Annotated in this window: 25 protein-coding genes; 17 read left to right on the top strand and 8 right to left on the bottom strand. The window is 58.4% G+C overall.

Annotation, left to right across the window (positions count from 1 at the left end):
- Positions 1–3 precede the first annotated feature (3 nt).
- From ACN0XM_RS02355 to ACN0XM_RS02345, 3 genes are read left to right on the top strand one after another with little or no spacing between them, the layout of a single operon-like run.
- A complete protein-coding gene (locus ACN0XM_RS02355; protein WP_417565310.1) occupies positions 4–522 on the top strand; it encodes a TRAP transporter small permease in 519 nt (172 codons plus the stop codon).
- Entirely contained in the window at positions 515–2,455 is a 1,941-nt protein-coding gene (locus ACN0XM_RS02350) for an aconitate hydratase (protein WP_417565309.1), read from the top strand. The genes ACN0XM_RS02355 and ACN0XM_RS02350 overlap by 8 nt, the downstream gene beginning before the upstream one ends.
- Entirely contained in the window at positions 2,452–3,387 is a 936-nt protein-coding gene (locus tag ACN0XM_RS02345; RefSeq protein WP_417565308.1) for a hydroxymethylglutaryl-CoA lyase, read from the top strand. Before ACN0XM_RS02350 ends, ACN0XM_RS02345 begins: the two co-directional genes overlap by 4 nt.
- 11 nt (positions 3,388–3,398) lie before the next feature.
- On the opposite strand, the gene ACN0XM_RS02340 is transcribed toward ACN0XM_RS02345, so the two are convergent.
- Positions 3,399–4,142 (bottom strand): spermidine synthase, encoded by a 744-nt coding sequence (locus ACN0XM_RS02340; protein WP_417565307.1) that lies wholly within the window; start codon positions 4,140–4,142, stop codon positions 3,399–3,401.
- A 6-nt stretch (positions 4,143–4,148) separates the two neighbouring features.
- On the bottom strand, positions 4,149–4,481 hold the full coding sequence (locus ACN0XM_RS02335) for an ankyrin repeat domain-containing protein (RefSeq protein WP_417565306.1): 333 nt from the start codon (positions 4,479–4,481) through the stop codon (positions 4,149–4,151).
- 113 nt (positions 4,482–4,594) lie between these two features.
- Here ACN0XM_RS02335 and ACN0XM_RS02330 point away from each other — a divergent pair, with 113 nt between their 5' ends.
- The 3 genes from ACN0XM_RS02330 to ACN0XM_RS02320 all read left to right on the top strand — a co-directional run bounded on the left by ACN0XM_RS02330 (position 4,595) and on the right by ACN0XM_RS02320 (position 7,016).
- The gene (locus ACN0XM_RS02330) at positions 4,595–5,218 is read left to right on the top strand and encodes a YbhB/YbcL family Raf kinase inhibitor-like protein (RefSeq protein WP_417565305.1); all 624 of its coding nucleotides are present in this window, start codon (positions 4,595–4,597) and stop codon (positions 5,216–5,218) included.
- A 179-nt stretch (positions 5,219–5,397) separates the two neighbouring features.
- Positions 5,398–6,249 carry a UDP-2,3-diacylglucosamine diphosphatase gene (locus ACN0XM_RS02325; protein WP_417565304.1) on the top strand — a complete coding sequence of 284 codons (852 nt, stop codon included), beginning with the start codon at positions 5,398–5,400 and terminating at the stop codon, positions 6,247–6,249.
- A gap of 74 nt (positions 6,250–6,323) precedes the next feature.
- On the top strand, positions 6,324–7,016 hold the full coding sequence (locus ACN0XM_RS02320; RefSeq protein ID WP_417565303.1) for a TVP38/TMEM64 family protein: 693 nt from the start codon (positions 6,324–6,326) through the stop codon (positions 7,014–7,016).
- A gap of 152 nt (positions 7,017–7,168) precedes the next feature.
- On the opposite strand, the gene ACN0XM_RS02315 is transcribed toward ACN0XM_RS02320, so the two are convergent.
- Positions 7,169–8,353: an ADP-ribosylglycohydrolase family protein gene (locus tag ACN0XM_RS02315; protein ID WP_417565302.1), complete on the bottom strand. Its 1,185-nt coding sequence runs from the start codon at positions 8,351–8,353 to the stop codon at positions 7,169–7,171.
- Positions 8,354–8,574: 221 nt separating this feature from the next.
- Between ACN0XM_RS02315 and ACN0XM_RS02310 the strand changes: the two genes are divergently transcribed.
- The 10 genes from ACN0XM_RS02310 to ACN0XM_RS02265 all read left to right on the top strand — a co-directional run bounded on the left by ACN0XM_RS02310 (position 8,575) and on the right by ACN0XM_RS02265 (position 20,702).
- Complete coding sequence (locus tag ACN0XM_RS02310; RefSeq protein WP_417565301.1) at positions 8,575–9,015, top strand: hypothetical protein; 441 nt, start codon at positions 8,575–8,577, stop codon at positions 9,013–9,015.
- Positions 9,016–9,054: 39 nt separating this feature from the next.
- A complete protein-coding gene (locus ACN0XM_RS02305; RefSeq protein WP_417565300.1) occupies positions 9,055–9,729 on the top strand; it encodes an FAD-binding oxidoreductase in 675 nt (224 codons plus the stop codon).
- Positions 9,730–10,194: 465 nt separating this feature from the next.
- Positions 10,195–12,384 (top strand): FAD-dependent oxidoreductase, encoded by a 2,190-nt coding sequence (locus tag ACN0XM_RS02300; RefSeq protein ID WP_417565299.1) that lies wholly within the window; start codon positions 10,195–10,197, stop codon positions 12,382–12,384.
- On the top strand, positions 12,371–13,342 hold the full coding sequence (locus ACN0XM_RS02295; RefSeq protein ID WP_417565298.1) for a radical SAM protein: 972 nt from the start codon (positions 12,371–12,373) through the stop codon (positions 13,340–13,342). Before ACN0XM_RS02300 ends, ACN0XM_RS02295 begins: the two co-directional genes overlap by 14 nt.
- A gap of 184 nt (positions 13,343–13,526) precedes the next feature.
- The gene (locus ACN0XM_RS02290) at positions 13,527–14,930 is read left to right on the top strand and encodes a sodium:solute symporter family transporter (protein ID WP_417565297.1); all 1,404 of its coding nucleotides are present in this window, start codon (positions 13,527–13,529) and stop codon (positions 14,928–14,930) included.
- Between the two features lie 8 nt (positions 14,931–14,938).
- Complete coding sequence (locus ACN0XM_RS02285; RefSeq protein WP_417565296.1) at positions 14,939–15,889, top strand: hypothetical protein; 951 nt, start codon at positions 14,939–14,941, stop codon at positions 15,887–15,889.
- Between the two features lie 149 nt (positions 15,890–16,038).
- Positions 16,039–16,554, top strand: coding sequence for a diaminobutyrate acetyltransferase (ectA, locus tag ACN0XM_RS02280; RefSeq protein ID WP_417565295.1), 516 nt, complete (start codon positions 16,039–16,041; stop codon positions 16,552–16,554).
- 252 nt (positions 16,555–16,806) lie between these two features.
- The gene (ectB, locus tag ACN0XM_RS02275) at positions 16,807–18,075 is read left to right on the top strand and encodes a diaminobutyrate--2-oxoglutarate transaminase (RefSeq protein ID WP_417565294.1); all 1,269 of its coding nucleotides are present in this window, start codon (positions 16,807–16,809) and stop codon (positions 18,073–18,075) included.
- A 51-nt stretch (positions 18,076–18,126) separates the two neighbouring features.
- Positions 18,127–19,569 (top strand): aspartate kinase, encoded by a 1,443-nt coding sequence (locus ACN0XM_RS02270; RefSeq protein WP_417565293.1) that lies wholly within the window; start codon positions 18,127–18,129, stop codon positions 19,567–19,569.
- 134 nt (positions 19,570–19,703) lie between these two features.
- Positions 19,704–20,702 carry a sigma-70 family RNA polymerase sigma factor gene (locus ACN0XM_RS02265; protein WP_417565292.1) on the top strand — a complete coding sequence of 333 codons (999 nt, stop codon included), beginning with the start codon at positions 19,704–19,706 and terminating at the stop codon, positions 20,700–20,702.
- Positions 20,703–20,744: 42 nt separating this feature from the next.
- On the opposite strand, the gene ACN0XM_RS02260 is transcribed toward ACN0XM_RS02265, so the two are convergent.
- The 5 genes from ACN0XM_RS02260 to pdxH are packed head-to-tail and all read right to left on the bottom strand — an operon-like array spanning position 20,745 to position 23,538.
- Positions 20,745–21,200 (bottom strand): DUF3429 domain-containing protein, encoded by a 456-nt coding sequence (locus ACN0XM_RS02260; RefSeq protein WP_417565291.1) that lies wholly within the window; start codon positions 21,198–21,200, stop codon positions 20,745–20,747.
- Positions 21,197–21,502, bottom strand: coding sequence for a DUF6482 family protein (locus ACN0XM_RS02255; protein WP_417565290.1), 306 nt, complete (start codon positions 21,500–21,502; stop codon positions 21,197–21,199). Before ACN0XM_RS02255 ends, ACN0XM_RS02260 begins: the two co-directional genes overlap by 4 nt.
- Positions 21,503–21,559: 57 nt before the next feature.
- The gene (locus ACN0XM_RS02250; protein ID WP_417565289.1) at positions 21,560–22,141 is read right to left on the bottom strand and encodes a DNA-3-methyladenine glycosylase I; all 582 of its coding nucleotides are present in this window, start codon (positions 22,139–22,141) and stop codon (positions 21,560–21,562) included.
- Positions 22,142–22,178: 37 nt separating this feature from the next.
- Positions 22,179–22,934: a 4'-phosphopantetheinyl transferase family protein gene (locus tag ACN0XM_RS02245; RefSeq protein WP_417565288.1), complete on the bottom strand. Its 756-nt coding sequence runs from the start codon at positions 22,932–22,934 to the stop codon at positions 22,179–22,181.
- Positions 22,903–23,538 carry a pyridoxamine 5'-phosphate oxidase gene (gene pdxH, locus ACN0XM_RS02240; RefSeq protein ID WP_417565287.1) on the bottom strand — a complete coding sequence of 212 codons (636 nt, stop codon included), beginning with the start codon at positions 23,536–23,538 and terminating at the stop codon, positions 22,903–22,905. The genes ACN0XM_RS02245 and pdxH overlap by 32 nt, the downstream gene beginning before the upstream one ends.
- A 234-nt stretch (positions 23,539–23,772) precedes the next feature.
- Between pdxH and ACN0XM_RS02235 the strand changes: the two genes are divergently transcribed.
- Complete coding sequence (locus ACN0XM_RS02235) at positions 23,773–25,059, top strand: MHYT domain-containing protein (RefSeq protein WP_417565286.1); 1,287 nt, start codon at positions 23,773–23,775, stop codon at positions 25,057–25,059.
- The last annotated feature ends 84 nt before the right edge of the window (positions 25,060–25,143 follow it).

Below are 25,143 nucleotides of genomic sequence, written 5' to 3'. Positions count from 1 at the left end.
TCGGTGTCGATTGTCAAAAACAGCTGGGGTGGCCTTCTGGCCATCCTGCGCTGGACCTCAGTTGCGGTTCTGTTCTTTATGATGGTCTCCGTCTGCTATGACGCGACGATGCGTTATCTGTTCTCGGCGCCCACCAGTTGGAGTCTGGAGATCAATTCATTCCTGTTGGTCTATATAGCGGTGGTTGGTGCTGCCGAAGCCCAGTATCACGACGCTCACATCCGGATTACCTACTTCGTGGACAAGATGCCCGAAACCGCCAGAGCCTGGATTGCCGTCTTTGGGGGACTGGTCGGAGCAGGCTTCTGCGCCATTATGGTGTGGCGGGGCGGGGAGATGGCTTTTGACGCCTTCAAATATGAGGAACGGGTATCCAGTGCCTTTGGCACACCGATGGTGATTGCCTACGGCATGCTTCCGGTTGGCTTTGGTGCACTTGCCCTGCAGTTTCTTATGGATGCGCTCAAGGCCGCACGGCCGGCCCTCGGGCGCGGTAACCATTCGGAGGCACGGGATGCCTGATTCACTGAGTCACAAACTGATTCGCGCCCATCTGGTTTCGGGTTCTCTGAAGCCGGGCACGGAAATCGCGCTGAAAATGGATCAGGCGTTGTTGCAGGATGTCCTTGGAACGCTGGTGATGCTCGAGCTGGAAGCCATGGGCATCGACCGGGTGAAAACCTCACCCAGCGTGCAGTACATTGATCACAGCCTGATCCAGCAGGACAACATCAATGCCGATTCCCATCTGTTCCTGAAAAGCGCCTGTGAGCGGCTGGGGATCTGGTACAGTGGCCCCGGTAACGGCATCAGCCATCCGGTTCATATGGAGCGGTTCGGAGTGCCGGGCGAGAGCCTGATCGGCTGTGACAGCCATACCACGGCCGCCGGCGCCCTGGGCATGCTGGCGATCGGAGCCGGTGGTATTGAAGTGGCCATGGCCATGGCGGGCGAGCCGCTCTATCTGCCGATGCCCCGGGTTATCGGCGTGGAACTGTCTGGTCACCTGCCTGACTGGGTCAGCTCCAAGGACATCATTCTTGAGCTGCTCCGGCGCCATGGGGTTTCCGGCTTCAAGAACTGCATGCTGGAATATTCTGGTGTTGGCCTGGACGGGCTGGATGCCATGGACCGCCACGTACTCGCCAACATGGGTACGGAGATGGGCGCCACCGCCAGCGTTTTCCCGAGTGATGAGGTGACCCGGGCGTTTATGGTCAGCCGCGGTCGCGGGGATCAGTGGCGTGCTCTAAGTGCAGATCCCGGCTGCGGCTATGACGACAGCGTTCAGATCGATCTGTCGGCTCTTGTCCCGTTGATTGCGCTGCCTTCGAGCCCGGATAAGGTGTTGCCGGTGGAGGAGGTCGCAGGACAGCCGATTTACCAGGCATATATCGGCTCATCCGGCAATCCGGGCTACCGGGATTTCTCCGTGGTTGCGGACATCGTCCGGGGCCAGCGAGTTGCCGATGGGGTGTCGCTGGACATCAACCCCTCCACCCGCCAGATCCTGTCTGCGCTGATTGACGAAGGCCACCTGGGCGCCTTGGTGGCGGCCGGCGGCCGTATTCACCAGCCCGGTTGCAATGGCTGCATCGGAATGGGCCAGGCGCCGGCGGCCGGCAGAAACAGTTTACGTACGGTGCCGAGGAATTTTCCGGGCCGGTCCGGTACCCGGGAGGACAGTGTGTTCCTGTGTAGCCCGGAGACCGCGGCGGCATCGGCCCTGGCGGGGGTGATTACCGACCCACGAACCCTGAACCAGCCATACCGGCGGCCAGCCGAGCCTGCCGAGATGGTTCCCGACGACGCCATGTTTGTGCCGCCCTTACCGATTGAGCGTGCCCGGCAGGTGAAGATTCTCGCAACGGATAACACACCGCCGATCACAACACTCGCCCCGCTGCCGGCCACCGTGGATGCGCCCGTGGGGCTGAAGGTTGGCGATAACATTTCCACCGACGACATCATCGCCGCGGGTGCCCGGGTCCTGCCGATCTGGAGCAATATTGCCGCCTCTGCCGACTTCGCTTTCGAATCGGTGGACCCGGCCTATGCCGAACGGGTCAGGACTCTGCCGGGCCATATTATTGTGGCGGGCAACAACTATGGCCAGGGGTCGAGCCGTGAGAATGCGGCGTTGGTGCCGAGATTCCTGGGGCTGCAGGTTGTCATTGCCGGCAGTTTTGCCCGGATCCACTGGCAGAACCTGCCCTGCTTCGGTGTCCTGCCCCTGACATTTGAAAACCCGGGTGATCTTGATGGTCTTCGCGAAACCGACCGGATTGTCATCGACCAGGTGTTCGAGCAGCTCGCCGCCGGAGCGTCGATCAGGGCAACGGTTAATGGCGGTGGCGAGCTGACCCTGCGACACGATCTCAGTGAGCGCCAACAGCAAATCCTCCGTTACGGAGGTGTGATTAACTGGCTGAAGCATAGGGAGGACCTCTCATGACAACTCATCAACCGCGCACCATCGAGCTGGTGGAGGTGGCTCCCCGGGATGGCTTCCAGTCGATCTCCAGCCCGCTGCCCACGGCCGACAAAATCCGGGTCATTCAGGCATTGGTTGACGCCGGATTGCACCGCATCGAGATCGGTTCGTTTGTCAGTCCGAAGGCGGTTCCCCAGATGGCGGATATCGGGGATATTGTCGCCGAGTTTATTGGCCGTGAAGGACTCCGGCTATCGGCACTGGTGCCCAATCTCAGGGGCGCCGAGCTGGCTCTTGCGAAAGGCGTGAGGGAACTGGTCTATGTGGTATCGGTGTCGGAGACTCATAACAGCAAAAATGTCCGGCAATCCGTCAGCCAGTCATTGGACGGGCTGAAGGCAATCGCCGACAAAGTGCGCGAGAGCGACTCCAATGGCTTCCTCCGCCTCGATCTGGGCACCAGCTTTGACTGCCCGTATGAAGGGCGCATTGGTTGGGAACAGGTCTCCCGTGTGCTAGAGCAGGCGATAGAAGTAACCGACGGCCTGCGCCTGGAAGTGGCCTTCTGCGATACCACCGGAAGAGCCAATCCTTATCAGGTACAACAGACCTTCCGGCAAATCCGGCAGCGTATCGGGGGCGATGCCATCACCTGGGCGTTCCATGGCCACAATACCTTTGGCATGGGCGTGGCCAATGCGCTCTTTGCGATCCAGGAAGGCGTGACTGTGCTGGATGCGTCAAGTGCGGGGCTGGGAGGGTGCCCCTTTGCGCCGGGAGCGACCGGTAACACGGCAACGGAAGACCTGCTGTTTGCCCTCAATGAGGGCGGCGTAGAGACCGGCGTGGATATGGCCCGCTTGCTGGAAGCCGCTGATCTGATTGCGGGCCTGCCAGGGGGGCATACAGCCAGTAGTCTTCGGCAGGTGCCCCGGGCCAGAGCTGTGGCCTGATCTCGGCAATGTCACTCCAGGCGGGTGACTTTTGTCATTAACCGCCGCCAGTCAATTGGCAGCTGGGTTTCCAGCTCCGCCAGAATCGGGTCCTTCGGGTGCACCGACTGGAAGTGCTGTTTACTGGCGTAAATAACCGTGTTGTTGCTCTTGCTTTTGAACATCAGAAGCACGACAAAATGTTTCTTAAGTTGCCTGAAATACGGCCCTTCCACATCCGGTGCCCGGTGGTAATTCAGCACCAGCCAGCCATCGCTGCCAAGCACTCGGGCGCATTCATCCACAAAGTGCCGCTGGGCCTGGGCAGGGCTCATGCGGTCGGCGTTGTAGAGATCGGCCAGAATCATGTCGGTGCTGGTATCCGGGAGCTTTTCCAGGGCATCCCGGGCATCGGCAACGGTGACCTCCAGGCGGTCACTGTCTGGCAGATCGAAAAATTCCCTTGCTGTGTCCAATACCGCCTGGCGAAGTTCGACCGCGTGTATCCGGCAATCGGGATACAGATGGTGAAATGCGCCGGCCATGACACCGCCGCCCAGGCCCAGAATCGTCACGTGGCGTGGGTTGGCAAACACCGCCGGCAGCATCATGGCCCGGTTGTACTCGTGCACCGGCAGATAGGGGTAGCGACGGTCGATCTTGCTCTGTTCGAACACCGAATTAAAGGTGAGCACGCGGTGCTTGCGGTAATCGACCACCAGGATGCTGCCCAGGGCATCCCGGGTGTGATGAATAATCTCGCCCTTGTTCAACATGCCGGCTTACCGGCTGTGTTCTTCGAACAGGCGCCGCACGCTGTCGGCTTTTGCCAGCGACAATGCGGTGTTGCCGTTGCTGTCCTTTGCATCACGATCAGCGCCTTTTTCCAGCAGCAGGCGCACCGTTTCCGGATGGCCGTGTTTGCTGGCCAGGATCAGCAGGGTCTCGCCCTCGCTGGTGCGCATGTTCACCGGTACGCCGGCATCAAGCATCACGCTGAGGGGCCCGGCCCCGCCGTTGCGGGCAAGTTCGAAAATACCCTGCGCGAAGGCAACCGCATCCTCGTCTTTCCGGTTTGCGGGCTGTTGCGGCTTGCCGGGCTTCTGTTGGCTCATCGGGGCTCCGTGGTCAGTTCAATCGGTTTTGTGTTAAAAACGTATTATCACAGAATGAGACTGTCCCAGACACAGTCAATGAGCCAAAGGCCAAAACGACAGGAGGCAACGCCGTGAAACTACAGGTTCAAGGCATAGACGAAGGCCAGCCGATTCCCGAGAAATTCGCATTCGGGGTTTACAGCGAAGAGGACCACATGAGCTTCGGTCCCAACCGGAACCCCGAAATTGTCTGGGACGATGCGCCCGAGGGCACCAAGAGCTTCGTGGTGATGATGTTCGATCCGGACGTCCCCAGCGTCGCAGACGACGTGAACCAGGAAGGCAAGACCGTTTCAAAGGACATTCCGCGGGTCGATTTCTTCCACTGGCTGCTGGTGGATGTACCAGCCGGGACCAGCCGGATCCCGGAAGGCGAGGACAGCGATGGCGTGATTCCCAAGGGCAAGGAGCCGGGCCCGGGCCCCATCGGTATCCGGGGCGTGAACAACTACACCCAGTTCCTCGCGGGCAATCCCGACATGAACGGCACCTACGCGGGATACGATGGCCCCTGTCCGCCCTGGAACGATGAAATCATCCATCACTATCACTTCGAGGTGCACGCACTGGATGTGGATACCCTTGCCCTCGAAGGCGAGTTCGATGGCAACGACGTGCGCGAGGCCATGGCCGGGCATGTGTTGGCCAGTGCTCGTGTAACCGGTACCTATACCCTGAATCCGGACCTGCGCTAACGGACGCTAAACAGCGGCCATCGGTGTTCCGGTAACCCGGCGGGTTACCGGATCTTCCCGGCTTCAGCTTCCGAGGTTCCTTCCGGAGCGTCACAGAACTGTCTTCTCGTTGTCACTTCCCCGTCACCGGATCTTGCCAAGGTGTCAGCATCCGGACTGGTTGAAAGACGGGAGACGACATGCGGAGCTATCGGAGTGTTTTCATTTCCGACGTGCACCTGGGCACGGCCGATTGCCAGGCGGAGTACCTGCTGGACTTCCTGAGTCAGGTCCACTGCGAAACCCTCTACCTGGTGGGTGACATCATCGATCTGATCGCGATGCAGCGACGCGTGCACTTCCCGGATTCCCATCAGGCCGTCATTCACAAACTTATTGAGCTGGCGGCCAGCGGAACCCGCGTGGTCTACGTGCCCGGTAATCACGACGATTTCCTGCGCCGGTTCTGCGGGCAGACCATTGCTGGAATTGAGCTTCGATACAAGGCCGTGCATACCACGGCTGACGGCCGTCGGTTCATGGTGTGCCATGGCGACCAGTTTGATCAGGTGGTGCGCTGCAGCCCGCTGATGCTTTTGGTCGGCGACCGTGCCCACGGTATCCTGCTGCGCCTGAACCGCTGGTTCAACGCCTGGCGCCGACTAAAGGGCAAGCCTTACTGGTCGCTGGCAGCCTGGGTAAAGAGTCGCATTGGCAAGGCCCGCACCTTCATCCGCCGCTTCGAGCTGGCAGCCCTGACCGTTGCGGAAAAGGGCAACTACGATGGCTTTATCTGCGGCCACATACACTCCGCCGGCTTCCTGCGCAGCGAAGAAGGACTTTACTGCAACGACGGTGATTGGGTGGAGCACTGCACGGCTCTGGTGGAGCAGGAGAACGGAAAACTGGAACTGCTGCACTGGTCGGAGTCTCCGACAGTGGTGGCGACAGAGCCGGATGCTCCGGATCCGGACGTTTGCGGCGATGCCAGGCCGGGGATCGACAGCTTACCGACCGGGTTTGTGGAGCAGGTTAATCGCCTGGCCAGCTGAGCGTTCGATGCTGGTTGCACGGTTGGGCTTATCGCGCCGCTTCCGGTTTCCGGTATTGTGGGTAGAATAGCGGGATGACCCGTTCGCAGTTGGTTTTCCGCCTTTCCTTTCTCGCCATTGTAGCGCTGCTGATGGCAGTCATCTGGCTGTTGCTGCGGCAATTGGGCATGCCTGCCAGCTTTGCCCCGTCGGTGTTGTCCAACTGGCTGGCCAACCAGGGTGCGCTGGGGCCGGTATTACTGATGCTCCTGATGATCCTGGCCGTGGTGGTCGGGCCGATACCGACGCTGCCGATCAGTGCGGCATCCGGCCTGGTGTATGGCATGGTCAGTGGCACTGCGATTGCGGTGGCTGGCGCCCTGGCCGGTTCGCTCATTGCCTTTTACCTGGCGCGGGTGCTCGGGCGTGATGCCGTCCAGCAGAAGCTGGATACCAATCCGGTATTCTCGGCGCGCGGGTCACAACGCTTCCTGTTTATTGCGGTATTCCTGACCCGGCTTATTCCCCTCTTTTCCTTTGCGTTGATCAGCTATGCAGCCGGTGTGACTGCCATCCGTGTCTGGCACTACACGGTTGCAACCGCGCTGGGAATGCTTCCGATGACCTTCGTGTTTGCCGGCCTGGGTCACACCTTTGAACTCAATCCCGTCCTGACCGTTACGGCGGCCGTCACCGTGTTGTTGGTGATGAGCACATTACCTCTCTACCTCCGGCGACGCCCGCATTCCCGGCTTTCCCAATGGCTGCATCTGGATGGCAGGGTGTGAGTCTGCCCTTTTGGCTATCAACGCCTGGCAATGGTGAGGGCTGCCCGCCGGGGCCGAAGAAGATTCACATGGCCATTATCAGAGTCTTCATAACGCTTCCTGGTCAGCGTCAATCGTACGTATAGCATTGACTCCGGCTTAAAATTGGGCAATCACCCTTTTTGCCGACCTTTTACGAGAATCTCGATATCTGAGAGGATCGCGGCGGCATTGGTTACCCGCGCCAGCCAGCTCAGGGGCACCCCGCGTTCGCCACCGATGCCATGGATCGCTGCCATCGCGGGCCCGATAATCCAGGCTCGTCCGCAGGAATCGCCCCCGCACTGAATATTGGCGCGAACCGCCTCCGTGTAACTCCGGGCATGGCTCAGAATATGAAAGATCACGGGCATGGCTTCGTGCAGGTAGCAGGTGCGACCAAACGTGTCGCCGGCGCCAGGGCCGTCCATCCGGCTGCCCATCCGTGCCTTCTCAAGATTGTCCGGGGCCGGTGCCTCCGGAGTGGCGGTGTCCAGGGCCGATGACAGTGTCTCACCACTGAAAAGCTGATCCAGCAGCCGGGTGGCGCATCTTGCCCAGGCCACAGCGTCGTCGTTGTGGTTGGTCGCCCGCACAGCGGTTTCCATTGCCTCCATCAATGCGTCGCTGCCGTGATAACAGGCTACAAGAGGCGGTAACTTGGAGATCGCAGGTAGCTGCATGTCGTCGGCGCCGCTGGCGGGCAGCAGGTTGCGGTCAATGGTCTGCGCGAGGTGAACGCCGGCTTCCTGAATGTCGGCTTCCTGATAGGTAAGCCCGATGGCCTTGCGAACCGGGTCCGCCAGTTGCTGGCCACTCAGGTGCCGGGTGTAGGGCAGGACTTTCTGCACCAGCAACCGTTTCTGTTTATCGGTCAGTGGCACCTTGGTGGCTGACTGCGCCTGCTCGATGGCGCTCCTTTCGATTGCGTCCAGGTTGTTCAGGGTGATCCTGGTCGGATTGTCGATGTAGCCCTGCCATTGCCCGCCGGGGCCAAAAAAGCCCCGGAATCGGCGCTGATAATCCCGGATGTCCAGCCTGCCTCCGTTGGCCAAAAGGCTTTGGGTCAGCACACCGGTGGCTGCACCATAGTGGCTAATGTCACCTGATCGTTTGCCTTCGTGGGCAAAGTAACCGAAGCCTCCAACAAAGTACTCGGCTTTCGGGGCAAGAAATTCCGGTGACTGGCCACCCACCTCAAGGATGCGCTTGCTGTCGTAGAGCCAGTGCAGACCCAGGCTCGCTGCGTCCGCGACCCAACCACCGGCAAGGGCAGCGATCATTGCGGGATCTCGGTGGTCGGATAGGTTGTCAGTCATTCGAGGTTCCTTCAGTTTTACGTCCAGCCGGATCAATTCGCCCTTTTCATTCCATCGTAGGGCTTTTCCGGAACCGTCACCACCGTCCGTTCACCTTGCGCAATGGAGAGCAGGGATGACAGTACGTTGACGGCCCGGCGGGCGAGTTCTACCTTTAAAGAGCGAGGTTCCGTAGTAATCGTTGTTACCCGCGAATATCACGGACAAAGAGGAGGCATCCCATGAACATGCCAATGAACGCACTGCTCTTCGTGATGGCTCTGGTAACCGGACTTCCCGCAGCCATTGCGGCAGACCCAGCCACGGTTACCCTCGCCGAACAATCCCCCTTCGGCGCCTACCTGGCCGACAGTCAAGGTCGAAGCCTGTACCTGTTTGAAGCGGACGAAGCCGGCAAAAGCACCTGTCATGATGCCTGCGCGAACGCATGGCCGCCGTTCACCACGAACGGGAAACCCCAGGCCGGCGAGGGCATAGATGGCGACGCCCTCGGCACCCTTGAGCGCGTGGATGGCACGAAGCAGGTGACCTATCACGGGTGGCCGCTTTACTACTTCATCAAGGACCAGGCGCCGGGCGATACCAAGGGTCAAGATATCAAAGGCTTCGGGGCGGAATGGTATCTGGTCACGCCGGACGGCGAAAAAGTGCACGCCGAGTGACGGCTCAAGCCGGTCCAAGAAGCAAGCGGAAGGGAAGCCATGAGTCACACACTGGAAATTCAGGATATTAGAGCGGTTACCCACGATGTCAGGCAGATCCGGCTTGAAAAGCCGGAGGGATACACGTTTACGCCGGGACAGGCCACCGAGGTGGCCGTCGATCGCGAGGGCTGGACGGACGAAAAACGGCCATTTACCTTTACCTCGCTCGACACGGATCCTTGGCTGGAGTTTGTCATCAAGATATACCCGGAGCACCGTGGAGTGACCGAGCAAGTCGGACAGCTGAGCACGGGTGATAGCCTGATTATCGGCGACCCGTGGGGCACCATCCAATATAGGGGCGAGGGCGTCTTTCTGGCTGGTGGTGCGGGTGTGACGCCATTTATCGCTATCCTTCGCGATCTGCATCGCAAAGGCGAGATCGGGAATAACCAGTTGCTCTTTTCCAACAAGACCGAGCGGGACATCATCCTGAAGGAGGAGTTCGAAAAAATTCTGGGTGACCAGTTCATTAACGTCATCACCCAGGAGAAACCAACGGGTGATCACATTTTTCTGGATGGCGTTATCGACAAGGCTTTTTTAAAAGCACACATCAAGGATTTCGGTCAGGCCTTCTACGTGTGCGGCCCCGATCCCTTCAACAAGTCCATCATGGCCGCGCTTGAGGAATTGGGAGCCAGCCCGGACGCGCTGATCTTTGAGAAGTAGGTCCCCTCGCAAAATGGCCGTTTCGATCCTGGTCTGTACCGGAAACATCAGGTTGACCAGGGTCTCCGTAATCATCTCACCAGGCTCTCGCTGCGAACTAAATTGCGTGTCTTGAGAGCCTCTGTCACCCGCTGGTCAATCCGATGCGGCCGGGTTTTCAGGCCAGCCCGACTTTCACGCTTGTGAGTGGCATCTATCATCGCCACGCTGCCATCCCGAACGACTTCCTGCGCGCTGTGTATGGACCAGATAGAATTGGCCAGAAGGTATTCTCGCCAATCCCATTAAAGAGAGCCGTGACCAATTTGTTAGATATTCATGAGCAATCGTTGACACAATACCGGTCTGAATGACGTACAACCACTCTATGGATGGAAAACCAGCAAAACCGAAAGGGCGGATGTAAGACTTCCGCGATTGCCGTGTCTTCGCAGTATCACAATCACGGGTAACAAGGGTTCTCACATGACATCGAAAAAATGGATTCTGTTGGCATTGATCGCGGCGGTGGTCATCGGCTTCATCGTCACTGGTGGCAATGACTTGCTGACGCTGCAGAACCTGAAGGATAACCAGCAGCTGCTGGAGAGCTGGATTGGCCAGCACCTGGTAATCGCGGTGCTCGGCTTTGTGTCCGTTTATGTGGTGGTCACAGCGCTGTCACTGCCCGGGGCCACAATCATGACCCTCGCGGGCGGCGCTTTTTTTGGCAATCTGTATGGACTGGCTGCGGTCTCGGTTGCCTCCACGATTGGGGCCTGCCTGGCCTTCCTCGTAGCCCGGTTCCTGATGCGGGATACGCTGCGCAAGCGATACGGGGAGACGGTGGCCAAGATGGACCGGGGTATTGAAAAAGACGGTGCTTTCTACCTGGCAACCCTGCGCCTGGTGCCGGTGTTCCCCTTCTTCCTGATCAACCTGGCCATGGGACTCACGGCCATGAAGTTGCGCACCTATGCTCTGGTGAGCTGGATTGCCATGCTGCCCGGCACATTCGTTTACGTGAACGCTGGTACTCAGTTGGGCCAAATCCAGTCCACCGGCGACATTGTCTCGGCTGATCTCCTGCTGTCCTTTGCCCTGCTGGGTCTGTTCCCGCTTATCGCCAAGTTTGTGGTGGGCTTTATTCGCCGCCGCAAAGTGTATGCCGGATGGCAGAAGCCGGAACATTTCGATTACAACCTGCTGGTCATCGGTGGCGGCTCTGCCGGACTGGTCTCTGCCTATATTGCCGCAGCAGTGAAAGCCAAGGTGGCGCTGATTGAAAAGCACAAGATGGGTGGCGATTGCCTGAATACCGGCTGTGTGCCCTCCAAGGCCCTGATCCGCAGTGCCAAGGCGGCGGATACCCTCCGCCATGCCAACCGTTACGGGCTGGAATCGGTGCCCGTTAAAGGCTCGTTCAAGAACATCATGAACCGGGTCAAAGATGTCATCGCGAAAGTGGAGCCCCACGATTCCCCAGAGCGTTACCGAAAGCTGGGTGTGGACTGTATTGCGGGCGAAGCCAGCTTCGTTTCGCCCTGGGAACTTGAGGTCAGACACAATGATGGCCGCACCGAACGCCTCACCGCCCGGAGTATCGTTGTTGCCACCGGTGGCAAGCCGGCGGTACCCCCGATTCCCGGCTTGAAAGACATGGAGCCGCTGACTTCTGACAACCTGTGGGAATTGCAGGAGCAGCCGAAACGTCTGCTGGTTCTGGGTGGTGGCCCGATTGGCTCCGAACTGGCCCATGCTTTTGCCAGGCTGGGCAGCAAGGTGACCCAGGTGGAAATGGGCGAGCGCCTGCTGGCCAAAGAGGATGTGGATGTCTCCGAACTGGTCCTGAAGCAGTTCCAGGCAGACGGCGTGGATGTCCGGTTGAAACATTCCGCGGTGGAGTTCCGTATAGAAGAGGGAGAGAAGGTTGCCTACTGCGAGCACGAGGGTGAGCGGGTACGCATTCCTTTCGACGAGGTACTCGTGGCGGTTGGCCGTGCGGCCAATACCGCCGGCCTGAACCTGGACCGGATTGGCGTGGACACCCTGCCGAATGGAACCGTACCAGTAGAAGAAGACATGAGCCTGCGTTATCCGAACGTATTTGCCTGCGGCGATGTGGCTGGCCCCTACCAGTTCACCCACGCAGCGGCGCATCAAGCCTGGTACGCAGCGGTAAACGGCCTGTTCGGCCAGTTCAAGCGATTCAAGGTGGACTACCGGGTGATGCCCTGGGTTACCTTTACTTCGCCGGAAGTGGCGCGGGTGGGGCTCAGTGAAGCCGAAGCCAAGGCGCAGGGCGTGGATTATGAGGTCACCCGCTACGGCCTGGACGATCTGGACCGGGCCATTGCCGAGAGTGAGGATCATGGCTTTATCAAGGTGCTGACTCCGCCGGGCAAGGATAAGATTCTGGGCGCCGTTGTGGTTGGCACTCACGCCGGGGAAATCCTGGCCGAGTTCACTCTGGCAATGAAGCATGGCCTGGGCCTGAACAAGATCCTGGGCACCATTCACCCGTACCCGACCTGGAACGAGTCCGCCAAATTCGCCGCCGGCGAATGGAAGCGTGCCCATGCCCCTGAGGGCATTCTGAGGTTGCTGGAAAAGCTGCATGGCTGGCGCCGCGGCAAAGACACCAAAACACCGAGGAGCCTCTATGTCCCTGACTGAAACCCCGACCGCCCGCAGAAAGCGCATCCCGGCCGTGGAAGTCCTGGAACCCCGGGCATTCGACAGCTGGACCCACACCCGCAACGGTGACCCCCGGGGTTATATTGATGCGGACAAGCTAAAAGAGCTGTGGATCCACACCGGCACCGCCTGCAACCTGGCCTGCCCCTTCTGCCTCGAGGGTTCCCATCCCGGCGATGGCCGAATTCCGGGCATGAAACTCAGTGACGTAAAACCGTTTATCCACGAAGCCATCGGCATGGGCGTGGAGCAGTTTTCCTTCACTGGCGGCGAGCCCTTCGTGATCCGGGATTTCGTCAACATCCTGGACTATGCCAGCCAGCACCGGCCCTGTTTCGTTCTCACCAACGCCACCGAGCCGCTGCTGAAGCGTCGGCACCAGGTGCTGCCATTACTGGAGAACCCCTACCCGATCCACTTCCGGGTCAGCCTGGATTTCCCCGGCCGCGCCCGGCACGACAAGGATCGCGGTGACGGCAGCTTCGATGAGGCATTGCAGGGCATCCGCTGGCTGATCGAACAGGGTTTCAAGGTCTCCATTGCGCGCCAGACTGATCCCGAGGAAATCCCTGCGGATGTCGAGGCGGCTTTCCGTGAAATCTTCCGGGAATGGAACATTCCGGAGAACCTGGCGTTTACTGCGTTTCCAGATTTGGGTACACCCGGGTCGGAAGACGGCAGCCCGGAGATCACCGAAACCTGCATGGAGAAGTACCCGACGAAAGAGGCGCGGTCTCACTTTATGTGCACCTACACGCGGATGCTGGTGAAAAAGGGCGAACAGGTTCGGGTGTATGCCTGCACGCTGGTGGACGACGATCCGCAGTATGACCTTGGGGGGTCGTTGGCCGAGAGTATGGATGAGCGGATTATGTTGCGGCATCACCGGTGTTTTTCCTGTTACCGGTTTGGGGCTAGTTGTTCGGCGCCTGCCTGAGCTTCGGTTTGGGGCCTTTCAGGACTGATGGCTGGTGATTGGCGGCCTGGGAGGTAGCGAGAAATTCCCCTTGGAAAAACAACTCGCTTCGCTCAGACATTTTTTCCGGCGGGGAATTTCTCCCCACCACCCAGACCGCGGAAGGCGTTTTGCTATTCGCGGAGAATAAAACAGGAACAAGACAATGAATTTTACAGAAGCCTCCCTATTCTGGGGATTTCTGCTGGTCTACGGCGTTGTGATGTACGTGCTGTCGCCAAAGAGCAAGAACGCCAATTCGTTTTATAAGGGCGCGGATGACCAGGGTAATCCAGTGGGGCAGTGGTCGCTGACGGCGAGTATTTTTATCAGCTGGATCTTTGCCAAGTCGGTCACCAATGCGGCGAATCTTGGCGCCGCCTATGGCGTGACCGGCGGGCTGGCTTATGCCAGTTATTGGTTATCGATTCCCGTGGCCGGTTACATCATCTACCTGATCCGGACCCAGACTGGCGCCCGCAGCCTCCAGGATTTTCTGATCTCCCGGTTCGGGCGGTTTGCGGCGCTGGCGTTTGCGGCGGCGATTCTGATCCGGTTATACAATGAGGTCTGGAGCAACACCGCGGTGGTTGGTGGCTACTTCGGGTTGCCGGGCGAGTGGCAGTATTACACCGCGGCGATGCTGTTCACCGTGTTTACCCTGGCCTACAGCCTGAAGGGTGGTCTGCGGTCGTCGATCTTTACCGATGTGATCCAGGCATTCGTGTTTGTGTTTTTTGTCGGGGCTGTGCTGTTCCTGATCATTCCCGCCAACGACACCAGCGCCCTGCTAAGCAACGGCGAGTTCAGGCTAGATGCCGGCTTTGATCTGCTGCTGGTTGCCTTGCTGCAGATGTTCAGCTATCCCTTCCACGATCCGGTGCTGACCGACCGGGGCTTTGTGAACAAGGAAAAGACCATGCTCAAGAGCTTTGTGGTAGCCGGGCTGCTGGGCTTTGTGGCGGTGTTTATCTTCAGTCTGGTGGGTGTCCATGCTCGCATGAATGGCATTGAGGCCATGGGCAACGCGCCGGCGGCGGTGGGGCAGTCGCTGGGGCTGGCGGCGTTGTTCTTTATGAGTGTGGTGATGATGACGTCGGCAGGCTCGACACTGGATTCCACCTTCACCTCGTTGGCGAAATCCCTGGCGGTTGATCTGCCACGGCTTGCCCGGCGGGCTCAGAATCGCCTTCCCAGCATTCGTGTGGGGGCGGTGGTGATGATTATTTTTGCCTTCGCCGGCAACCTGCCGATGTTTGCCGGCACCGATATCCTCAAGGCCACAACCATCTCGGGCACCATGGTTATGGGCCTGGCGCCGGTGTTCCTGTTCTATGGCTTTACCCGTTGGTCGCCCTGGAGTTTTCATCTGAGTTTCTGGGCGGGCCTGAGTCTGGGTGTGCTGTTGGCCGTGGGCCTGGTACCGGAAAGCTGGGCCATTGGGGAGGGAAAATACGCCATGCTGCTGGGGGTGAATGCCTATGGGTTCCTGATCTGTACCGGAGGCTTCTTCGTGCCCTTGCTGCTCCGTCGACTGGCGGGGCGTTCATTGGCAGCTGGAGAGGCCTGAGGTGTAGCATGACAGAAGGTCGTAGTTGTCCGCTGGCGTATCGATACTCTCCCGCGTCGCTGTGTGAGGAGCCTCGGCAGATCTCCGAGGATGTGCTCTATATCATTGGCGGGCTTTACGGAAACCCCTGGGCGCTCGATGAAATCGAGCAGATGGCGATGGCAGAAGAGCGCCGGGGGCACCGGGTAAAGCTGGTATTCAACGGCGATTTCAACTGGTTTAACGCCAGCGACAGTCTGTTCCGGAGCATCAACAATCGGGTCCTCGACCATACTGTCAGTCTCGGCAATGTGGATTTTGAGTTGGCTAATCCGAGTCCAGGTGCCGGCTGTGGCTGCGCCTATCCGGACTTCGTGGATCAGGGCGTCGTGGAACGGTCCAACCTGATCATGGAACGGTTGCAGGGCCTTGCCGAAGAGCATCCGGATATACAGAAGCGATTGTCCCTGTTACCAAAGCATCGATGCTTGATGTTTGGAGGCCTAAAGATTTTGGTGGTGCACGGGGATCTGGAGTCCCTGGCGGGCTGGGGGCTGTCCTACGAATCGTTCAGGGCCGGTAATGATCATAAGCTGTCGGAATGGTTTCTGGCGTCCGGAGCCGATGTGATTGCTTCAACACACACCTGCCTGCCGGTGCTGTGGTCCGGTTTGGTGGATGGCCACAGCCGTGTCGTCGTTAACAATGGATCTGCAGGCATGGGAAATCTGAACTCGGATCCCCGCGGCCTCATTGCCCGGATCGGTCTTTCCAGTCCCGTCGCTGAGCCCGCAGCAGGTATCGAGCGCCATGGCCTGCATGTTTCCCTGTTGCCGGTAACCTACTCTCTGGCAGCGTGGTTGCCGGAATTTGACCGGCTCTGGCCGGCCGGATCGGCCGCGTCGCTGTCCTATCGCAACCGGATTCTCCGGGGCACATCCCTGAACCCCGAGGATGTCGTTTTCCCTTCCGTTGTTTAACCAATTTGTCACTGGCGAATGGTTCAATTCCGTCTATTCTAAAAAAGTGAGCTGGGGCTCCGTAGGGGCTGGGATTGCGGCCTGACTTGAAATATATTTTGTGGTCTATATAATTCAACACTAACTTTTTGCCACGAACTGATCACGTTATGACATCAGAAGGATCGAATACCCCCGCCATCACGCTTCGCACTCCCGTGAAGGATGATGGCTTCAGGCTCCACCAGCTGGTAGCCGAGTGCCCGCCGCTGGACCCCAACTCGATTTACTGCAACCTATTGCAGTGCAGCCACTTTGCCGAAACCGGCGTGGCGGCGGAGAAGGAAGGCGATCTGGTCGGCTTTATCTCTGGATACATCCCTCCCCAACAGCCCGAGACCGTGTTTGTCTGGCAGGTGGCGGTTCACGAGAAAGGTCGTGGACAGGGCCTCGCCAAGCGGATGCTGAAGGAAATCGTCGGCCGTGATGCGTGTAAAAACGTCACCCACATGGAGACGACCATCACCGAAGACAACGAGGCCTCATGGGCGCTGTTCCGCTCATTCGCCCGTGACATGGGAGCCGAGCTCACCTACCACGAGCACTTCGAGAAAGAGACCCATTTTGGCGGGCAGCATGATTCCGAGTTTCTGCTGCGCATCGGGCCCTTTACGAAGCCAGTCTGAGAGCCCCGGTCCATGATCGGCTCCAAAGTCTTTGGCCTCTAGGCAGTAGTGATCCTGTCGAGAGCCATGGGCTTAACGAAAAGAGCCGTGAACGACTGAATAGCTGTGATTTGGACTAGCCGGCAGACCACTGAGGTAGCTCTGCCACCAGGCTTTAACCAATGCACGGTGGGCCTATTGTGACTGAATCCGCATTATTCTGATAAGCCACCGAGCACCTACCTCGAACCTGACATGCTAAGAGGCAAGACAATGGAAATTTTCAAGTCGACTGAATCCGAAGTACGTGTATATAGCCGTGCGTTTCCGGTCATCTTCAATCGCGCCAAGAATGCGCATCTTTACACCGAAGATGGCAAGGAGTACCTGGACTTTCTGGCCGGTGCCGGCTCTCTGAACTACGGCCACAACAACGACATCCTGAAGAAAGCGCTGCTTGAGTACATTGATGCGGACGGCGTCAGCCAGGGCCTGGACATGTTTACCACGGCCAAGCACGATTTCATCGAATCCTACAAGAAGCACATTCTTGATCCCCGTGGCCTGGATTATAAAATTCAGTTTACCGGCCCCACCGGCACCAACTGTGTGGAAGCGGCGCTGAAACTGGCCCGCAAGGTCAAAGGCCGCAGTGGTATCATTTCTTTCACCAATGGTTTCCACGGTGTCACCATGGGAGCTGTTGCCACCACGGGTAACAAGCATCACCGGGGCGGTGTTGGTACGCCCTTGGGTAACGTAGACTTTATGTTCTATGACGGCTACCTGGGCGATGATGTCGACACCTTGGCGATCATGGACAAGCTGCTCAGCGACGGGTCTTCCGGCTTTGAGCTGCCGGCCGCCGTGATCGTGGAAGCGGTACAGGGTGAAGGTGGTCTGAACGCTTGCCGCGCAGAGTGGCTCAAGGGCTTGTCTGAGCTTTGCAAGAAGCATGACATCCTGCTGATCCTGGACGATATCCAGGCCGGCAATGGCCGCACCGGCGAATTTTTCAGCTTTGAGTTTGCCGGCATCAAACCGGATATTGTCACCGTTTCCAAGTCCCTTAGTGGTTACGGTCTGCCGATGGCGCTGGTGTTGTTCAAACCGGAACTGGACGTCTGGGATCCGGGCGAGCACAACGGCACTTTCCGTGGTAATAACATGGCCTTTATTACGGCCCGCACCGCAGTGGATACTTACTGGAAAGACGATGCTTTCGCCAACGAGGTGAAGGCCAAGACCAAGGTGCTGGGCGACGCCCTGCAGGCGATTTGCGACAAGTACCCCGGTCAGTTCAAAATGAAGGGGCGCGGTTTGATGCGTGGTATTGAAGCAGCCCACGCAGATGTCACAGGCCCGATTACCAAGCGTGCCTTTGAGCACGGCCTGATCATCGAGACCAGCGGTCCGAATGATGAAGTCATCAAGTGCCTGATGCCGCTGACGACCAGTGAGGAAGACCTGAAGAAAGGGGCTGCTTTGCTTGCGAAAAGTGTGGACGAAATCATGCAGGAAGGGCTCAGTGAGGCGTCGTAAGACGTCCCCCACCTCCGGACATTTATGCTGCAGGATAGCGAAGGCAAAACTATGACTAGCCAACTACATACCGTTGAAAAAATTGGCGGTACGTCGATGAGTAACTACGAGGTCGTACGCGATAACATCATTATTGGTAATCGCAGTAAGGACGACCTGTACCAGCGCATTTATGTGGTGTCCGCCTATGGCGGGGTGACCAATGAGCTGCTGGAACACAAGAAAACCGGCGAGCCTGGCGTGTATGCCTTGTTTGCGGATGCCGAGTCGGACTGGGCCTGGGGTGACGATCTCACCAAACTGGTGAAGTTTCTCACCGACATCAACGGCGAGCTGTTCGAAGATCAGATGCTCAAACAACAGGCGGACCAGTTCATCACCGATCGTGTTGAAGGTGTGCGGGGTTGCCTGATCGATCTGCAGCGACTGTGCTCCTATGGCCAGTTCCAACTGGAGGAGCACCTGCTGACGGTGCGTGAGATGCTGGCTGGCATCGGAGAGGCGCACAGTGCCTTCAACACCGCTTTGAAGCTGCAGCAGGAGGGCATTAATGCCCGCTTCGTGGATCTGACCGGGTGGCGCGACAGCGAACTGCTGCCACTGGACGAAAAGCTGAAACAGGCCTTCGACGCCGTGGACCTGACTCGTGAGCTGCCGATTGTGACCGGGTACGCCCAGTGTAAGGAAGGCCTGATGCGTACCTTCGACCGGGGCTATAGCGAGATGACGTTCAGCCGGGTAGCTGTGATCACCGAGGCCCGGGAAGCGATTATCCATAAGGAATACCACCTGAGTTCCGCCGATCCCAACATCGTTGGCGCGGACAAGGTGGTGCCCCTGGGTCGCACCAACTACGACGTGGCCGACCAGCTTGCCAACCTGGGCATGGAGGCTATCCACCCCCGTGCGGCAAAGGGCTTGCGCCAGAACGAGATCCCGCTGCGGGTGATGAACACCTTCGAGCCGGAACACACCGGCACCCTGATCACGGGCGACTACATCAGTGAGAAACCGCAGGTAGAGATCATCGCCGGCGCCAAGGGCGTATTTGCCGTGCAAGTGTTTGATCAGGATATGCAGGGTGAGCCAGGTTCGGATCGACGTATTCTGGACATACTGGGTCGCTTCAAGGTGCGTTTCCTGGCCAAGGACACCAATGCCAATACCATTACCCACTATGTTGGCAGTACGCTGAAGCACGTCAAGCGGGTGGTCAAGGTTCTTAAGGAAGAGTTCCCCAATGCGGAAATCAGCACCCGCAAGGTGGCGGTGGTGTCTGCTATCGGCAGCGATATGAAGGTGCCGGGTATTCTTGCCCGTTCTGTCAAGGCGTTGGCAGACGAAGAGATCAGTGTCCTGGCATTGCATCAGTGTATGCGCCAGGTGGATATCCAGTTTGTGGTGGATGAGGACGATTACAAGAAGACGATCGTGGCCCTGCACGGCGTTCTAATCGAGCCCTACAACCACGAGTACGCCATTGTTGCAGCCTGAGCTGCATTAGCCTCAGTAGCATTACCCACAGGTGAGCCAGTCGGTTCGCCCGTGGGTTTTTACCTCCCCCCTTCAGTAAATCCATCAGTTGTCTGACGTCGTATTCTCTATAAATTCCGACAGGTACCTTGGCCATGCGTAACACCGACAGGCTGGGACCGTCTCCGACAACGCCCAACGATGGTGAAAGGAATTCCCTGGTGGGGCTGTACTTCAGGGATGCGTCCCGGTATGAACTGCTGACTGACGGGGCGGAACGTCGTCTGTCCCGAAAACTGACGCTGTGCTACCGAATCATCAGTACCGAATTGGCTTTGCCGGAGGAAACACCGCAAACCTTTCGGGAAACGATCGGCAGCTTGGGGGACGCCTGTGGCTTTTCGCCTCGATGTCGCCGGGCCTTCCACCTGGCAACGGCATGTCGTCGCAAGCTGATCCAGAGTAATCTCCGCCTGGCGGTTCACATTGCCCGCCGATACGGTCATTACGGCATCCCCATGTCGGACCTGATCCAAGATGCCAACGTGGGCCTGATCAAGGCAGCGGAGCGATTTGACCCAACCAAAGGGTTCAGGTTCTCCACCTACGCCTACTGGTGGATCAGCGAGGAAGTGAAGCGCTGTCTGCAACGCGGCACTCGCCTGGTGCACACGCCTGAAAACGTCGTGGATGAGATACGTCTGCTGCAAAAAGTGTCGCTGCGGATGCATCAGAGTCTTGGTCGCACACCGTCCCAGTCCGAGCTGGCCCGTGAGATGGAAGCCAGTCCGTCACGGATTGGTGAGTTGCGAGCACTGGCTGCGCGCGAGTTGTCGACTGACATGCCCCTGGTGCCAGACGGCTCTGTGACGCTGGGCGACAGCCTGGGTGCGGGTGGCCAGATGGAACCGGATCAGCCGATGTCGGATCGGGACCGCCGCCGGACCCTCGCATCAATGCTTGGTGCGCTAACTGGCCGTGAAAAGGACATCTTATCCCGCCGCTATGGCCTCGGGCTGCCGGAACCAGAGACTCTGCAGGCTATTTCCGATGACCTCGGCATCAGCCGGGAGCGAGTCCGGCAGATAGAGAAGGCGGCGTTGCGGAAGTTGCAGAGCCGGTTCGAGACTCCGGAGGATGCCTTTGGGGCCTGATCAGCGATCAGACCCCGCTAATCGGGCAGAAAACTCAGAAGGTCATTGGGCGGGAAGGAACAAAAACCAGGCCGCTGCCGATAGCTGACACATCACCACCACAGATGTCAGCACCACCCGAAGCCGCAGATACCATGTCGGCCAGTACACCCGCATCCATCGCGCATCCACCAGGTACAGTCCCAGGTAAGCAATAGTATAGAGGAGAATCTGCCCGGAGGTGGGCAATAGCAGTCCAATACCAGCGGCCACAAAGAACACCTGGCTCAGCAGCATGGTCACCAGTGGCGACACCGGGTAGCAGCAATTATCGAGTTGCATGGCGATGGGCCAGTACACGCCTGCCATGAAGGCCAGGATGCCGGCGCTGTAAAGGTAGAAATAACCGATCAGCGCGACACTGTGATGGGGCATGAAAAACAGCCCGGCGACCATCGCAATAAAAGGGATCAGCCCGGCAATGCCAACGAGAATGGCAAGTCTTGCGACAGCAATCATGTTTTCTGCCTCTGTACCCTGATCCGCAAGGGCTCTATTGCCGCAGGCGCCATACCGACCATTTCGTGGTAGGCGGAGGAATGCACGACCTGGGTTTCCCGGACATCGAAAGAGGCGAGGGTATCCTGAATCTGCCAGGCACTTCGGAACAGGCTGGTGGTTCTGTGTTTGTCGGATAACAGAAACAGCTGACCATCCATGCTCAGGCGAGCCATATAGTGCTGGCCTTCGAGCGACAGGATTTCAAGCAGATCGATGACGGCACTCTGCTTGCGTCTGAGTTCGTCGAGAGTGATTCTCAAGGTGAAGCTCCGGGGTTCAAAACACTCCAGAACTTACGACTCCTCAGGTTATTAAGATCATTGACTCAGTAAATAGCATGCCTGATGTTGCGGGCACTGCACCAGGTGGTCATTGATCATGCCGGTAGCCTGCATAAAGGCATAGACAATGGTGGGGCCGACAAAGGTGAAACCGCTCTGCTTCAGGGCTCTGGACATGGCTTTGGATTCCGGGGTTGCGGTGGGCACCTCGGACAGTGAGCGCCAGCGGTTCTGAACCGGCTGGTTTTCGACAAATGACCACAGAAATTCGCTGAAGCCAATCCCTTGTTCCTGCAGATCCAGATAACCCCGGGCGTTCTTGATGATCGACTGAACCTTCAGGCGGTTGCGGATAATGCCCGGATCGGCCAGCAGTTTTGCTATCCGGGCCTCATCGTAGTGCACGATCTTCTCAGGGTCGAAGTCATCGTAAGCGGCCCGGTAACTCTCCTGTTTTCTCAGGATGGTGATCCAGCTCAACCCGGCCTGCTGGCCATCGAGGCAGAGCTTTTCGAACAGTGCGAGGTCGTCGTATTCAGGGCGCCCCCAGACGGTGTCGTGATAGTGCACGTAAAGCGGATCATCGCCGCACCAGGGGCAGCGTTCGGGGTTCTCCATAATAGTGGCCTCGTAAACTCCTGTATTTCTCGGAACACTAACTTTTTGGGCGGATGGTGCGCTGGAACAGCGGTTCCCAGGAAGCCTCAATCGACAGGGCATCCACTAGCGTGAAATCCCCCGGTGGTGGTTCCAGCAGGGTGATATCAGGCCATTGTGGCCGGCTTCCACGGAATACCAGAGTCATCAGGTAGCCTTCAATGTAGCAGCAGGAAGCCTGCCAGTCCTCGTCGGGCTGATCTCCGTAAATTTCGAAATTCTTGCGCACTTCCAAAGACTGCAGGTTGCCGGCAATACCCCGCCCGGTGGCCTTCAGCCAGGCTTCTTTCAGGGTCCAGACTTTGAGGAAGGTGTTGGCATCGTCTTCCCGGAACAGCCATTCCTGTTCAACCGGGGAGAACCAACGCCTGGCCACTTTCTGCCACTGCGGGTGGCGCTGGCAGGGCTCAAGATCCAGGCCAACGGATGAGCCGGCATGGGTTGCGCAGGCAGACAGGCCGTGGCTGTGGCTCAGTGACAACCGCCAGCCTTCGGGGTTCCGGGATGCATTCGGACGCCCATCCACCGGGCGGCATGATTCCGGGGAGCACCGGGCAGACTTGCCAATGGCCTGACGAATCAGCCAGCGGCTGGTCAGATATTCCCGTTCACGAGGACCGCTGAATTTCCCGACCGTCTCCTGTTCGTACTCGGTCAGCCATACCGGAGGGGGCGTCTCGATACCATCCGTTTGATGGCACAACCAGATCGCTGGCCGGGTATCAGGGCTGCAGTCGTTGGATGAACCAGCCATCGCTTTCCCTCACGTATTCAAACCGGTCGTGAAGCCGGCTGGGCCGGCCCTGCCAGAACTCAATGCGCTCGGGAACCACCCGGTAGCCGCCCCAGAAACTGGGCAGGGGCACTTCACCGTCGATGAACTTGCGTTTTATCTCAGCCACTTTCTGTTCAAGCAGACCCCGGGAGGTGATGGCCTTGCTCTGTGCGGAGACCCAGGCGCCAATCTGGCTGCCTCTCGGCCGGGAAGCAAAGTAGCGGAGTGATTCTGATTTGCTGACTTTTTCCACCTGGCCCTGAATCCTGACCTGTCGGTTCAGGCCTAGCCAGGGAAACAGAAGAGCGGCCTGCGGATTTTCATCCATCTCCCTGGCCTTGCGGCTGCCGTAATTGGTGTAGAAAACAAACCCGTGCGCATCAAAGTACTTCAGCAACACAGTGCGGAGGTCTGGCATACCATCCCGTCCCGCTGTTGCCAGTGACATGGCGTTGGGCTCCAGAATACCGGCTTCCCGGGCATCCTCGAACCAGATCTGGAACTGCCTGACCGGATTGTCATCCAGTGCCTCGCGATCAAGACCTTCACTCTCGAAATCACGACGCATATCGCCGATGTCCATAAACCGTCCTCTTGCTCGCCTATTAATGGCACGGGATACATTCGACTGCTGAGCATACTGGGTTCAGGCCCGCCTGTCAGCGCTCCTTGTGTCGTACCCGTTTACATAAATCCAACAATAAAGTGAGACCTCGTTCACATTCGATTCGTATCAATTCGGGCGATACCACAGGCCAGTCGCTCAGAGGTTGCAGAACTGGCCATTTCACACTCATGAAATTAAGAGTTGAGTAAGATGATGACCGAATATGATCTGCCCCTCGTGATTGCATCGTTTTTCGTTGCTGTGCTGGCGGCCTACGCGGCGCTTTACTTCGGCGCCCGGCTGGTCGGTGCCGCTGGCGGCGAGCGTCGTCTCTGGCTGGGTTCCGGTGCGTTGTTGATGGGAACTGGCGTCTGGACCATGCATTTCGTAGGCATGCGGGCAATGCCCATGGACGTGCCCATGTCTTTTGACACCCTGATGACGGTTGTTTCCTGGTTTGCAGCGGTTCTTGCCTCGGGCGTCGCCCTGCATATCATCGGCCGGGAACGGCTGGGCGCGGCCCTGCTCACCGGAGCGACGCTCGCGATGGCCAGTGGTATCGTGGTTATGCATTACCTGGGCATGTACGCCATGCGCATGTCGGCGCCACCGGCGTTCAACACCGGGCTTTTGCTGCTTTCTATTGCGATTGCCGTTATCGCTTCCGGTTCTGCTCTGGCCCTGTGCCGGAAATTGCAGGGCATTGAAGGTTCCAGTGCTGTGGCGGTTCAGCTTGTAGCAGCGCTGGTGATGGCCGCGGCAATCTGTGGCATGCACTACACCGGAATGATGGCGATGACCTTCCCTCAAGGTGCCGTGCCAGCGTCGGATAACGGCTTGCGTGGGGACTGGATGGGGGTTCCGCTGGCTGTCTTCTGCATCGGACTGCTCGCGGTTGCCCTGGTGGTGACCATGCGCGATGTGAGGCATCGCCGTGAGCTGGCCGAACACAAAGTAAAAGAAAATATGCGCGTCGCAGAACTGGCCTTTGTCGATCCGGTTACGGGCTTTCCAAACCGGTCTGCCCTTGAACAACGGTTGCTGGATATCCTGGCTCGCACTGATGCCCGGGAGCATCCCTTTGCGCTGATTTATCTTGATATTGCGAACTACCGGGAGCTCTCAGCGAGCATGGGCGACGAGTCACTGAATTCGGTGGTGACTGAGATCAGCCAGTCGCTCCGCGACCAGTTATCGGAGGACGTATTTCTGGCCAGGTATTCAGGAAGCTCTTTCTTCGCCTTGGTACCGGAGCATGAAGGTGCCCACCATGCTTTTATGTACAAACGGCTCCGACAGATCGATGAACGCATCGGCACCACTGCCATGCCCGTCAGCTGGCGTGTCGGACAGTCCGCGTACCCGGTAACCGGCAATTCGACCCGCAAGCTCATACGGGCCGCCATGGTGTCGAGGGACCTTCAAGAGATTGGCCGTTTTGCAGACATGACGCCTGATCCAGAGCTGATATTGCCTGGCCAGAACCTGGGCAGCTGACAAACAGGCCCCGGGCCGACTATCCTTGTGGACAGGAAGGTGGGCAAGATTGCCCCAGGATTCCGCCGCTTATAAGGAGAGGTC

The sequence above is a fragment of the Marinobacter sp. genome, from assembly GCF_048269445.1.
GTDB lineage: Bacteria > Pseudomonadota > Gammaproteobacteria > Pseudomonadales > Oleiphilaceae > Marinobacter.
This window is presented reverse-complemented; position numbering and strand designations above follow the sequence as displayed.